The organism is Rapidithrix thailandica, assembly GCF_039710355.1.
Lineage (GTDB): Bacteria > Bacteroidota > Bacteroidia > Cytophagales > Flammeovirgaceae > Rapidithrix > Rapidithrix thailandica.
This window is the reverse complement of the sequence record NZ_JBDKWZ010000006.1, coordinates 372,023-385,593: the sequence shown is the minus strand read 5'-3', so window position 1 is coordinate 385,593 and position 13,571 is coordinate 372,023. Positions and strand designations below refer to the sequence as shown.

The following is a 13,571-nucleotide window of genomic DNA, read 5'->3' as shown; positions in this document are numbered from 1 at the left end:
AGTTTATAAATAGTTTTCATTGATATTTTTTATAAATATATAGATGTTATCTATTTTACTACCGCCCGATATCCTTATTAATTTACAAAATATTGTTTACAAAAAAATATCAGAGTATCAGTATCTTACCCGGTCAGCACCGGGTCAAAAAAAACGATGGAGGGGAACGTTTTTTCTCTCATTTGTCCTTTATCCCATTCACTGAAAGCTATCCAAGCAACATTTTGCAATTGGGATGAAAGTACAAAAACAATGTCCTGTAACTTCCGGCTATATATAGTTTTCTGTTGAAAAGTAAAAGGTAGGTTGGTGTTTGAGAAAGGTGTATAGAAATTGTTCTCTTCTTGTCAATTAGAAATGATTATAAAGTGTTGCGAATCAAAAAGAAAGGATATGCAAGCGAATATTTATGCAAACGCTTACCCGCAAAATAAAAAGATTAAATTATCTTTGGAGGCATGAAAGTAATGGCATTGCTATTGGTGTTGATAACTCTCTATCTTTCCGTTATCCCTTGTTGTGGGGAAGATGATAATTGTATAGCGGAAGGAGCCATCATGATTGGTCACGAACATTCTGATGATCATGAGGGGGAGGGGGATATGCCTGATGCGGATTTGCTTTGTTCCCCCTTTTATGCTTGCGGGAATTGCTTGGGACTGACTTTCTCATCCATACATTCCTTTCACTTTTCACCGGGTTCCTTTTCTGAGCAAAACTTCAATGGTATATACAGGGGATTCTTGCCCGGAAGCTATCATTCTCCTTTGTTAAAACCTCCCATACAGATTTAAAAATACATCCTTTTTGACGCTTTCAAAACAGAGCGTACATTTTATATTTATTTTTTAAATCTGATAAAAATGAACCTGAAATACTTTTTAACGGGTGTGGCTGTACTGTTTTGCCAATTCGTATTTGCCCAGCATACTTTTACTGCTAAAATAGTCGATCATGAAAGTAATGCCCCATTGACAAATGTTACCGTCTATTTTAGTGAGCTGAGCAAAGGCGATGTGACGGATCCTGAGGGAAAAGTGACCGTTGCGAATATTCCCGGAGGGCAGCATTCGATTCGCATTAGCTTTGTGGGGTATGAGACCCTTACAATCAAAAGGACTTTCCCTCTAGCGGATGCCCAACAGGGTGAAACCTTTGAGTTACACCACGATCACGAAGAAATGGAGGAAATCGTGATCAGTTCTACACGAAGCAGTCGTACCATTGAAGATATCCCCACACGGGTAGAATTCATTGCCGGTGAAGAGCTGGCTGAAAAGGGAAATATGAAACCGGGAGACATCCGTATGTTGCTCAACGAAAGCACGGGTATTCAGACCCAACAAACCTCGGCTACCAGTTATAATTCCAGTATCCGGATCCAAGGGCTGGACGGTAAATACACCCAACTCCTTCGCGATGGACTACCGCTTTATTCAGGCTTTTCCGGAGGACTAAGCTTGATGCAGATCGCTCCGCTCGACCTCAAACAAGTAGAGGTAATCAAAGGAGCTTCTTCCACGCTGTACGGTGGAGGAGCCATTGCCGGCTTGGTTAATCTAATCACCAAAACTCCGGAAGAAGAACCGGAACTCAGCTTTATGCTGAACGGCACCTCGGCCCTGGGGCTGGACGCCAGCGGTTTCTATGCGGAAAAATACGGTAAAGTGGGCGCTACGGTGTTTGCTTCTTACAACAAAGGAACGCCCTATGATCCTGCGGATATCGGCTTGACAGCTATCCCTAAATTTGACCGTTTTACGCTTAATCCACGGCTGTTTTTTTACCTAGACGAAAATACAAAATTGAATGCGGGAATCAACTTTGTGACAGAAGACCGCCTGGGCGGCAACATGGCCTTTGTAGAGGACAAAGAGGTAGAGGATCCTTATTTTGAACGGAACGAAACTGACCGCCTTTCGACTCAGTTTGAATTCAATCACCGCTTTGGGGAAAGCGGCTTGTTTACGTTAAAAAATAGTTTGAACTTTTACGATCGCTCAGTGGAAATTCCTGATTTTACCTTTGCCGGAAAACAGTTTTCTTCCTTCAGTGAAGCGAATATCAGTTGGTTAGGGGAGAAAACGGAATGGATTACCGGTTTGAATTTATGGACAGACCGCTTTGAGCAAAGCCGGGGAGGCGATGACCAAGACCTGGGCTTTTCCCAGGCGACCCTGGGTGCTTTTGCCCAGAATACTTGGAATATGAATGAACAATGGACGTTAGAAACCGGTTTTCGACTGGATTACCAGTCCGACTATGGGGTATTTCCCTTGCCTCGCTTTTCATTGATGTACAAGCCTTTAGAGGAAATGACTCTCCGCTTGGGCGGCGGCTTGGGTTATAAAACTCCTACTGTCTTTTCCGAAGATGCCGAGCGCTTGCAGTTTCAGTACATACGGCCTATAAATCCCGATGCATTGGAAGCGGAGCGATCTCTCGGGGCCAATTTTGACATCAATTACCGCTTCGCGATCACCGAGGAACTGACCCTTTCTTCCAATGTTCTGTTCTTCTACACCCAGATTCAAGACCCCTTGATGTTAGCCGCAGCGGGTAATAACTTTGAATTCGTACAGCCTGAAGGGTATGTGGATACCAAAGGCGTGGAAGTCAATTTGAAGTTTAGTTATCACGACTTCAAATTATTTGTGGGCTATACCCATGCCAATGTATTGCAACATTACAACGGTGAATCAACAACCTTTCCTTTAGTAGCCGAGCACCGTCTGAACAATGTGTTGATGTATGAGAAGCACGGCAATTTCTGGATCGGCCTGGAAGCCTATTATTTCAGTCCGCAAAAGCTGGGAGACGGCTCCACAGGGCAGTCGTACTGGATTACCGGCTTAATGACTGAAAAGGCATTCGGAAAACATTTTTCCATCTTTCTGAATTTTGAAAATTTCCTGGATACCCGCCAAACGGAATTCGACACTATTTTCACCGGAAACCTCAGTAATCCGCAGTTCCGGGATATTTACGCTCCGGTAGACGGCTTTGTAATGAATGGTGGTTTTAAATGGAAGTTGTAAGCTTGGAAGTCGAATAGAGGCTTGATTTCAATGAATTACTGAAAGCCCGGCCCGGTATACGCTTTCGTACCGGGCCGGGCTTTATCGTTGCTGTGTAAGCCTTTGAAAGTCGATATATATATTTGGCAAACGTAATTGCTCTCTTTCCTAAATTTAGGCTTATCAAAGGGTTTTGCACTGAAACACTTCCCAGAGATAGATTAATATTCTACTTTTAATTAAAATTACAAAAATCAAAAGTTCAAAAAATGCTACACACTGTGTCATTAAATATGCGAGTGACTTAGAGCAAGGTGATAAAATTCCTAAAACGATGCAAATGCTTCACCAAGAGTTGGAGGGTTCGGCATTGTTTGCACCTGATAGCTATGGTAAGAAATAAAAACTGTCAATGAGCAAGAAGGGTAAAGATGGCTGTTCCGTAACATCATGAAAAACCATATGAAAATCAATCTTTTAAGTCCTGAATTGAAAAAAGCAAACCGCTACACAAACTTATCATGGATGTGTATGGCTTTTTTTATGGTGACTTTTTTTGTTTTCTTATTTTTTCCGGACCGTGAGGTAGCGAGTCCCTTCTTTGGCGTATCAGTGTTTATTTCAGTTTTTTATCCTAATTACCCTGATTATGGTATATAGGATATTTCTAAGGAAACCATCCAATTGGATGAAAGGCAATTTATAGAGGTGCTGGTGAATTCTTCGGTGCCGGTTGACGAGATAAAAACAAAGCAGGAAATAGGATATTCAGAGCCTGTTTTAAGCTGTATCCTGTGAGGTGCGTTTAAACATACTTTACTACATATGGCAATTTCCTGTTAGTGTTTTATCGTTCGGGTATAGAGCAACAGGATAGCCAGTTGTTTGGATTCCTCCTTCAGTTACTGTTGCATCAATGTCTCCAGACCGTTATCGAACCGGGCATACAAACAAGGTTTGGATTTAGAACCGGTTAAATTCTTGAAAATTTTTCGCTTTAGTCTTTCTAATGCATTGGAAATGAACTCTCTATTTTATTTTAAATCCGGGAAAAAAATAGCAAGCCCATGGGATTATAGGCTAAACTAATTAACTTTAGGTACGATTAAGAAATTCGAAGTTGGCAAGACTATTCAATAACTTCCTGTAATTGCATTAGCCATTGTAAAAAGCGAAATGTTATACGGAATGACTTTGCCCGATACCAAACCGGTAGGGCAAGTTGAACAATGCTTACGAAGTATTTCCAAATCCGGGAATCACAAAAAACCTTAAAAACTGAATTGAAAACAATGAAAAGCATCGAACAGATTAATTACATCAAAGTCCCGGCTTCTATCGTGTACGAAGCCTTGACCACAGAAGAAGGTTTAGGGCATGTCTGGACCAAAAAATTAGTGGTAAAACCCGAAACCGGCTTTATCAATGAGTTTGACTTTGACGAAGGGTATACCACAAAAATGAAAAATATTGAATTGGTAAAAAACAGTAAAGTGCTGTGGGAATGCATCGAGTCGGATAAGGAGTGGATCGGCACCGGAATATCTTTTGAGCTTTCGGAAAACGAGGGTGTGACGAAGATCATGTTGAAGCATTTTGACTGGAGAGAGTTGACTGATTTCTATCGCTGGTGCAGCTACAATTGGGGCATGTTTTTATACAGCCTCAAGAACTACTGTGAAAGTAAAAAGGGCTTGCCCTATCAGGACCGGGAGTTTTAAAAACAGTATCTTTTCTACGGATCATAACAAAAACCAAGGGAACCACACCGGAGTCGTTTTCTTGGTTTTTCTGTATTTTAGCCAATTAACTACCTGATTTAGCTCAAGAATAAACTTGATTTTGTAATGAAAAAATGCCATGCCAATACCCTGCTCTTTATTGTTTTAATATTCTTATTTACGTCCAAATCTTTTGGGTGTGGCTGCGGGTTTGAGAGAATTACCCAGGAAGATTTCGATAGATATTCATTGATCTTTACAGGTAAGCTTGTTAAAGCAACAGCGTGTGACGAGCAAGGATCTCAAAAATTCACTTTTCAAATTGAGACGATTTATAAAGGACAGGCCACCCGGTTGGTTTCAGGGCTCAATAATTGTGGGGGAGGATGCAATTTTTTATTTAGCGAGGGTCAAACATGGTTGGTTTTTTCTAACCCTGAATACGGGTATATTAATGACCAACATGCATGTAATCGCAGCGTGATGATTACATCTGAGGAAAATGAATTCTTAATTGGTAAAGAAGATTATGTAACTAAACAAGAATGGGAATTCGAGATTGACTTTTTGCAAAGTAGAATTACAGAGGATGCCAAAATTGTCAATTTCCAATTTGAACGACTCATCCCCCTGTTGAAAAAAGGTATTGCTTTCTGTATAGTTATTTTATTTTTTATACTATGCTTTTGGTTTAAGCAATGGCTCTTACCCTATGGTATTTTGCTAGGACTAATCAATGGGTATTTTTTGAACTTAGTCGTTCATTTAGACCTATTACAAGGGTTAAATAAATTCGGGATTTTGGGGTTTACTCCAATTATATCTGGACTTCTAATTGCTTCAAATATAATCTACCAGTTTTTGGTAAAAGAGTTATTGAATTTTAAAAAGTCGTTTATCCTGAACTATATCATATTCTTGTTCATGATCATCACACATGGGAGTATCATGTATCTGAATCGTCCTGAGATATTACAATTTAATGCCGGTTTTTATGATTTCTGCCTGACTATACTGGGTACCGGACTGCTTTTCAGTGCTTTTGTCGCATTATTTTTTAAAAAGAATAGAAGCAAATTGAAAATAAAAAAATAATCGGCACAAAACAGAGCTTATCAGCTCGCCTTTAGGCATGTATCCTATCAGCCTCGAAAGAGGCGAAATTTTTGCGGGCGAATAATTTATTTCGCTCTTTTTAGCCACAAAGGCTCAATTTTTTTCTTCGCAGTTGCTACAATTAATGGGCAAACTCCGGCTGGACGATAAAAACGGTAAATCTTATTCTTTGAGTTTGCATGTTTATATTTTGAAAAAAAACAAGAGGTTGTCCGCAAAGCCGGTATATAGCCACAAAGGTACAATGATACTGATTTTTTTAAATAACTAACTGTAAATTATGTATTTACAACCCTTTGTGTCTTTGTAGTATTTTATACTCTTTTGACTTTTCGGACAACCTCTTTAACATCCTTTCAACATCTACACCTTATTCCACCACAAAGCTTTTCTCGGCCAACAGGTTTCCTTCCGTATCGTGGGCGGCCATCTGGTAATGCCCGGGAAGGAGCTCTTCGTTGGGGTCAAAATACCAACCCAAAAAGATATTGGCATGGCTGTAGCCGTTTTGCGTCCATTGGGATTGGGATTGGGTCAGCTCTTTCGTTTCGGCATCCCGGTGAGGATGGCTGACCGTTACCCGGTGTACCAACACCTTGGGGGCCGTTTCCGGGTGGGTGGCAGTAAAGCGCAATCCGAAGTACATGCCTATTTCCCCTTTAAACTGAGAGGTCTGTACCAAACATTGTGGTTCACGAGCGGTTTTCCGGGTAGAGCCTGTTTGCGGGTCAGTGGGTCCACCCATTACATAGACTCCGTAATCCACGATATGGCATGGAACCGTTTCCTTCATTTTGATCCGGTGAAGTACAAATAGCTGCTGAACATGTTCCCGTAGTTTGGAAGAACTTGCATTCTCCAGGCTGATAATCAAGGGGTGATACTGTGGAAAGGGCGCCAGTACAGAAAGAATTTTGATCTGATTGGCAATCTTTTCTTCTAACACAAAAGGAGAGACGTCTACCTTCAACGCTACTTTGGGAATCAACCGGTAGTTTTCTTTATATACCAACATTTTATAGATGGCTTTTCGGTCTACCTGGGAATCGATCAGTAGCTGTACGTATTCTTCCTCCTTGAGATCAATGCTCAAATTCAGAGATTGATAGGAGATCATGCCCAAAAAGCGGAGTGCATAGCGCTGAACGGCATCGCTCAGCTTCAGTATCAGGCTACCGAAACTGACTTCATAAAAGTTGTCTTCTTTGAGAAAGCGATAGTGAATGATCCCGAATCGTATGATATGCTCTACTTCGCTCAGTGGTGTACTTCCCATCAGGTAGCTGATTGCCTTGAGCCGCCACTCTTTGCGATAATCTGTCTTCGACCACATGAGTAGATCATCAATATATTCCTGCGGGCAGCTGTCATCAATAACGATCACATTAAGTGATGCCTGTAAAATTTTTTTTGTTTTTGCATCGAGCCCGTTTTGCAGAAGCCACAGTTCCTCTTTCCCTAACAGGAGTTCCAGTTGGTTATCCTTTCGACTCAGTACCAGGTATTTATTTCTTATTATAGCAGTATATTGTTCGTAAGCTTGTTCCTTGCTTAAAGGAGGACGTGACTCTTCAGGTGCGATCTGTAGTATTTGTTGAAGCAAATCTTCGTGTTCTGACCACTCATACCCTTTTATAAATTGGCAATAGAGGCCTTCAAATTCCAAGCGTTCTTTAAAGACGATCGGCAAATCATTCAGGTTGGGTTTTAATAACTCATCCTGATCGGACTCTGGTTTCAACTTGCGAGCAACCAGTTCAAACAGGTGACGGTTGTAGATACTTGTATAGTCATTGTTGGGAAATGCCAAGGCGGCATCATCCACAATTTCCAGTTGGGTTCTGTACGGAAGCAATTGTAGCCCGTCCAGCAAGGCTTTTCTCTGTTTCCGGTGTATTTCTTGCAAGAAGCCGGAAGGTGCGAGTTGGTGTACATCATTCCATTCGGCTAAAAGCTGCCGATAGTGAGGGATCTTGTAGCTTTCATCGCGCCCTGCAAATTGCTCCATCTGGAAAGCCCAATAGCCTTCGTCTGAAAGCCCTTGTGCTTGAAACTTGCTCAATACATCCAGCATACTTTTGGGGGAGTCCATCCAAGAATCGCGATATGATGTTTTGTATGCTTTTGCCAGTAGGTGTGTCGTACGGACAGGAGCCAATGCAAAAGCCAGCTTCAGTAGTCGCTTTAAGGCATCCGAACAAAGTAGTGCGGGGTGTGAAGCACCTACGTGGGCCACATAAAGCAGTTTTTGCGTTTTGTCGCTAAAATTCCTCAGCCATTTTACCTCTCGTTGTTTATCGGAGATCACCTCTCCGTATTTACTATTCTTTTGCAAAATGGCGAGTGCTTTGCTCTCGCTGGCTTGTTGTGAAAGACGCTGGCCTTCATCCATCATATATCCTTGGCGGACAAACTGATCAAAGGCCACAAAATCAGGGTAGTGCGTCATAACCTCCTCAATATGCTCTTTATGCGCAGGGTACGCATAGTCTCCGGTTTTTGCAGTTTGGATAGTTATATCGGACGGAAAGTCAGTGTCAGACCTCAAATCATCCAATAGTTGGTCCAGGGCATGATGTTCTACATAAGCTTTGGAAGCTATTGTCAGTGCATCGTTACGACCGTCTTTACTATCCTGACTCACGATGTAAACCGCTACCACAAGCAGTTCGGCAGTACTGTAATTATCTTCGATATCCTCCTCTTCCTGTGTATCAGTTACTTCTAAGGAAAAGAGAGTTGCAGGTAATTGCTCACAGGCTTCCTCCCTGTTCGTATGGATCGCTTCCCAACAAGCCTTTATGTCTGACTGCATTACCTCTTCGGAATGCCCGCTAAACTTTCGTATGTTGGCTTTCAGTTGGGCAAACCAATGTGCCGAAAAACGCTTTTCGAAGGTTTCCTCCTCACACAGTTCATAGCTATCCACAATCAAGGCTTCTGCACTGCTTGCAAAAGGGTCCCTCCCGTTTAGACGAAAAACTACATCTAAAAACCGGAGTAAAAATGTTTTTTGCTGTTCTTCAGTGGCACCCTCATCTTCTAAAAATGCATCAAACAGCGGTGTCAAAATATCGTCCAGGTCTTCCCAAACAATTTCCATAGAATAGGCATGTTTGTTCAGCTCTTTATACAGCTTGAACTTGCCTTTCTTGGACAAGATATAGATATCCGTTTTTTCTAAGGAGTCCAGTATCTCTCTGTTCGTGCCTTGTTCTATATAAGCCCAGACCTCTTCTCCGTTTTTGATGGCTTCTGTGATAAAAACCTGCCAGTTTTCAAAGGGATCTTTTACTTCTTGTGGATCTGTAAAAGGAGTAGGTTTTTTGGCTGTAGGATATGAACGAGAGACGATCGGTCTGCCCAGCTTTTCCTCCACATAGGCTTTGATATCAGCTATTTCCTCTTCCGCAGGTGCCTTGATAAATGTCTGGGTGAGGTATTCATCAATATCAAAATCATCGTCCCAGGTGTCATAAGGATAATGCAACATCATAATGTCCAACACCATCGACTTGACCGGGTTGGCATTAAAGTCCCTTTCATCATCGGTATAGTGAAGAAAAGGCTGCTCCTCAAAGCGGGCCACCAACAGGTCTTTGAAAAGCTGGAAATCTTCAGGCTTATTTCTGAAATGCTCAATCAGGTCAAACTTACTTTCGATCTTCTCGTCTTCTTCATACATCCCACCATCAAAAGTGCTGTAGCCTAGCATTTGTTCCCGGGCGCTGCTGTTATCGCAAAAGCAGAATGCCTTTAAGGTATCAGGGGTGATCCCAATTTTATCCGACCAGATTCCCAATCGTTCAAGCGACTGAGGCATGTGTTCGTCATCCCAATAGGGCACAAAGAAACCCGCCAACAGGTAGCCGTATTTCGGGTTGATCGTTGCCAGAATCTCAAGCGGGCTAAGCCCAAAAGGCTCTTCGGAAGTGATCCACATTTCTGACGAGTCATTAGTGCTGCGGGCAAAATAGACAATGCTCTCACAGGCGGCTTTGATATCGGCTTCCAGCTCGGGATACTTGGCTGCACATAAAAAGAAAAGCGTTTCTGTCAGAACCGCTTCTGTCAGATCTTCTTTGTTGTCATCCTTCTTATCAAAGTGGGTTAATCCACCGGTCAGGTATCGCTGTAAGTTGGGATGTTGCTCAAAATCACTCAACGGAACGGCCGCAGTCGGCTCAAACTGTACGACACAGTAGCGATCCTGAAAGCCTTCACCGGATCTGATGAGTTCGCTATACTGTCCTATTGCTTCACGCATGGAAGTCACATCATCAGGCGTATAACTGATGACATATAGTGGTTCTGCTTCTTCTAGTCTCATTGATAATGATTGATAATTAGTTTTTTAAACGGTAATTGTATTGGTTGAAATTTCCTGTGAGTATGTCTTCCTTTATCTTTGCCAGAAAGAATAAGTACCTGTTGAATGGTTTTCCATGAATTCTTTAAAATTCATATTCTCATAAAAAATCAAGGGAGATTTCATATAACCTTAAAAGAGAATAGGGGACAAAACTAAGAACAATCATTGACAATGTAAATAGCAGATTTATGGATAAATTAATTTTTTCATACCCGGTCTGGCAGGTTTTTGACTTGAAACCGGAAGGAGGGTAAATACTTCTTTTATCTGTTTAAGTTACAATTCCGGCTAACAAACGGTGAGTCTCCATTCGGTTTTCTTGTTTTCTCTTGAAGAAAATAAAGGAGAAGAATTCAATTCTAAGAAAATGAGATATCCACTTGTTTTTCACCCGGTATACCGAGTTCTCTTCTGTCTATTTCTTGAATTGTAAGTCCTAATACCCTCAAAAAGAAACGGGCTGGCAATGTAGACATCTTCCCTTTAGTAGGCGCTAACGTACTAGCGAATGTGCAGTCTGTTCGAGTCAAAAAGTGCTGTATTCCCTTGGTCGTTGTCGGGCAATTTCCTGAAAAAATTGATTTGTACGGATTTTGGTACCTTTTCAACGGAGGCTTGTAAATACAGTTTTTGCTTTCATTATCCTTTCAATGCCCCAAAGATTGCTGGCAATGGTCCCATTCTATCGGTGTTATTCTTTATTATTTTACCGAACGTTTGGTTATTTAAAATTACTCTTTATATTTGTAGCATGAGACCACAAAAAGTAGATGATCAGAAATTGCTCTCCGGACTGATGTCCGTGCTTCGCTCCAAAGGCTATGATGGCGCCAGTTTAAATGAATTGGCCAGTGCATCAGGTCTGCAAAAGGCAAGCTTGTATCACCGCTATCCCGGGGGCAAAAAAGATATCACCTTGGCCGTCTTACAATTTGTCAATCAATGGCTTGAAAAGCATATCGTAAATATTCTTACTCATCAGGAAAGGGAACCGGAAGAGCGCTTGCGTGAAGCCTTGAAAAACATCAACCTGCTCTATGATTCCGGTAAGTTGACTTGTATCCTCAGGGCTTTGTCCATGGACAGCGGCTTGGACTTATTCAAACTGCAACTGCAAGAGGCTATGCAGGCCTGGATCCATGCTTTTGGCATATTAGGGAAAAACATGGGAATGAGTGAGGAACTGTCAAAAAAGAAGGCCGTACAAACGCTGGTGAAGGTACAAGGGAGCTTGGTGGTTTGTAAAACCTTGGAAGACTATAGTTTTTTTGACGAAGCCTTGAAGGATATTGAAAAAATGTACAGGGATACTTAAAAAAAATTTGCCTTTATATTTTACTGAACGTTCGGTAAAAAATCAAAAAAGAAATTCTTTAACCCTATAACATATCAAAACAATGAGTAAAACAGCAATTGTAGTTCTGTCAGAACCCAAAGCAGGTTCCGAAGAAGCTTTGGGACGCGTATTCAATGCCTTGGCAGCCCTTCTAAACTTCACTCGCCTATGGAAAATATATATCACGAAGGAGAAAAGGAAGTCCAAAGAAAAGCCGGGGAAGAAATCCAGGCCAACTCCAACGGCAGGATTGTTACCGACAGCATCATCAAGGGCGCCATTAATTTCATTGAGAAACAACCCATGGCCATTGTAAGCTCTGCAGACCAACAAGGCAAACTCTGGACTTCCTTACTGATCGGAGACCTTGGCTTTGTATCCGTACCCTCCCCAAACAGGATATCCTTTGATCGAAATATGATTTACAGCGATCCCAATGATGTATTCTTTGACAATATTGAGAGCCAACCGTTTTTAGGTTCGCTATTCATTGAATTAAGCACCCGAAGAAGATTCCGGGTAAATGGCCGGGCCCGTACGGATCTTGATAAAATTGATGTGGACATCTGGGAAGCCTATCCGAATTGCCCGAAATACATTCAACAAAGAGTGGTTTCCACTCCTGAAAAGTTTCAGAAAACAGTGGCCGGCAAAGACTTCGGTACAACATTCACAGCGGCTATTTCTGCGTGGATTGCCTCCTCGGATACCCTGTTTGTAGGCAGCCAAAGCAAAGACCAGCGCTTAGATGCTTCGCACCGCGGGGGGCAGCCCGGTTTTGTGGAAGTTCTGGATGGGCAGACTCTCAAAATACCGGATTATCGAGGCAATAGTATGTACAACACCTTGGGAAATATGGTTCAGAATCCGAATGCGGGCCTGCTTTTCATCGATTTTGAGCAACAAAAAACACTTCAATTGACCGGAAAAGCCGAGGTCTTTTTCGACCAAAACAGTGCTGACGATTTGAGCAAAACCGGGGGCACAGGGCGCTATTGGCTCTTCACCGTTTCTGACTGGGTGATTACCCACGATCATCATACTGTACATTGGGAGTTTATGAGTTATTCGCCTTTTAATCCGGCATCATAATTTTGTAGATTTCATGGCAGAAAAAATAGTGCAGGAGAGCAGTAACATCTGCTTTTTGTATTCATAAATGTTTTACAATTTCCTCAGTGGATGGTTCGTGTCATTCTCTATTTACGTCCTTTCTTCGATTAAAAATATTATCTTATTTAACGGATTTTGAAAAGAGTAAAGGCGTTTGGTACTTCATCCAAACGCCCTGTGTTTTTATGCATGCTTGCCGCGAGTTATTACTTGTTCATTTGTCCCAGTTTTTCGACTTTTTTTAACCATTTTGCTCTAAACGTTTCTTTAGATAACCTTATAGGCCCGATGGTGGTGATTCGCACTTTTTTTACCCCGATAAAGTTCATCGTTAATTTTTTCATGGCATTATGGCTTGGTCTTCCGTAAATCCATCTGTAATACCAGGAGGGTTGGTCTAATGTGCAAATTATTCTTGCCGTTTTGCCATTAAAAAGTTTATCCCACCACAACGACTCTTTTCTTTTGTTAAAAGCAAACCCCGGAAGTAAAACCCTGTCTAAAAAACCTTTCATTATTGCAGGTACGGAGCCCCACCAAACAGGGTATACCCAGACTAAATGGTCCGCCCATTTTAGTTTGTCTTGTGCTTCTAATAAGTCTGGTTCTAGTTCGGTTCGCTGTCTGTATCCGAATTGAAGGTTCGGGTTGAACATCAGCTCTCGAATAAGTATTTCTTTAACTTCTGCGCCTGCTTCTTCCGCACCGTTTTTATAGGCTTCACTGATACCAAAATTGAAACTTTCCTTATCGGGGTGCCCGTTAATAATTAGTATTTTTTTCATCTGTTTTTTTTACAAAAATCAATCTCCCAGATGGGATCTCATTTGATATAAATCAAATTCGGTTTCTTCAGAGTGCAGTGAAAGCCCTGTTATACAATGTGAGGACGAAGC

General features: G+C 41.7%; 8 protein-coding genes. 6 read left to right on the top strand and 2 right to left on the bottom strand.

The window, feature by feature from the left end:
* Window positions 1–458 precede the first annotated feature (458 nt).
* The 4 genes from AAG747_RS12925 to AAG747_RS12910 all read left to right on the top strand — a co-directional run bounded on the left by AAG747_RS12925 (window position 459) and on the right by AAG747_RS12910 (window position 5,833).
* Complete coding sequence (locus tag AAG747_RS12925; RefSeq protein ID WP_346821592.1) at window positions 459–794, top strand: hypothetical protein; 336 nt, start codon at window positions 459–461, stop codon at window positions 792–794.
* Window positions 795–863: 69 nt separating this feature from the next.
* Window positions 864–3,038 carry a TonB-dependent receptor gene (locus AAG747_RS12920; RefSeq protein ID WP_346821591.1) on the top strand — a complete coding sequence of 725 codons (2,175 nt, stop codon included), beginning with the start codon at window positions 864–866 and terminating at the stop codon, window positions 3,036–3,038.
* Window positions 3,039–4,309: 1,271 nt separating this feature from the next.
* Window positions 4,310–4,738 carry an SRPBCC family protein gene (locus AAG747_RS12915; protein WP_346821590.1) on the top strand — a complete coding sequence of 143 codons (429 nt, stop codon included), beginning with the start codon at window positions 4,310–4,312 and terminating at the stop codon, window positions 4,736–4,738.
* Between the two features lie 126 nt (window positions 4,739–4,864).
* Entirely contained in the window at window positions 4,865–5,833 is a 969-nt protein-coding gene (locus AAG747_RS12910) for a hypothetical protein (RefSeq protein WP_346821589.1), read from the top strand.
* A gap of 391 nt (window positions 5,834–6,224) precedes the next feature.
* Here the strand turns inward: AAG747_RS12910 and AAG747_RS12905 are convergent, their stop codons facing one another.
* Entirely contained in the window at window positions 6,225–10,184 is a 3,960-nt protein-coding gene (locus AAG747_RS12905) for a DUF3859 domain-containing protein (RefSeq protein ID WP_346821588.1), read from the bottom strand.
* 793 nt (window positions 10,185–10,977) lie between these two features.
* Here AAG747_RS12905 and AAG747_RS12900 point away from each other — a divergent pair.
* Window positions 10,978–11,541, top strand: coding sequence for a TetR/AcrR family transcriptional regulator (locus AAG747_RS12900; protein ID WP_346821587.1), 564 nt, complete (start codon window positions 10,978–10,980; stop codon window positions 11,539–11,541).
* Between the two features lie 189 nt (window positions 11,542–11,730).
* Entirely contained in the window at window positions 11,731–12,654 is a 924-nt protein-coding gene (locus AAG747_RS12895) for a pyridoxamine 5'-phosphate oxidase family protein (protein WP_346821586.1), read from the top strand.
* Window positions 12,655–12,881: 227 nt separating this feature from the next.
* Here AAG747_RS12895 and AAG747_RS12890 read toward each other — a convergent pair whose 3' ends face one another.
* The gene (locus tag AAG747_RS12890; protein ID WP_346821585.1) at window positions 12,882–13,460 is read right to left on the bottom strand and encodes an NAD(P)H-dependent oxidoreductase; all 579 of its coding nucleotides are present in this window, start codon (window positions 13,458–13,460) and stop codon (window positions 12,882–12,884) included.
* Window positions 13,461–13,571 lie beyond the last annotated feature (111 nt).

Excerpts from the sequence above, each read along its gene's own strand:
- AAG747_RS12925 (WP_346821592.1), top strand. The coding sequence starts at position 459 with ATGAAAGTAATGGCATTGCTATTGGTGTTGATAACTCTCTATCTTTCC.
- AAG747_RS12920 (WP_346821591.1), top strand. The coding sequence starts at position 864 with ATGAACCTGAAATACTTTTTAACGGGTGTGGCTGTACTGTTTTGCCAA.
- AAG747_RS12915 (WP_346821590.1), top strand. The coding sequence starts at position 4,310 with ATGAAAAGCATCGAACAGATTAATTACATCAAAGTCCCGGCTTCTATC.
- AAG747_RS12910 (WP_346821589.1), top strand. The coding sequence starts at position 4,865 with ATGAAAAAATGCCATGCCAATACCCTGCTCTTTATTGTTTTAATATTC.
- AAG747_RS12905 (WP_346821588.1), bottom strand. The coding sequence starts at position 10,184 with ATGAGACTAGAAGAAGCAGAACCACTATATGTCATCAGTTATACGCCT.
- AAG747_RS12900 (WP_346821587.1), top strand. The coding sequence starts at position 10,978 with ATGAGACCACAAAAAGTAGATGATCAGAAATTGCTCTCCGGACTGATG.
- AAG747_RS12895 (WP_346821586.1), top strand. The coding sequence starts at position 11,731 with ATGGAAAATATATATCACGAAGGAGAAAAGGAAGTCCAAAGAAAAGCC.
- AAG747_RS12890 (WP_346821585.1), bottom strand. The coding sequence starts at position 13,460 with ATGAAAAAAATACTAATTATTAACGGGCACCCCGATAAGGAAAGTTTC.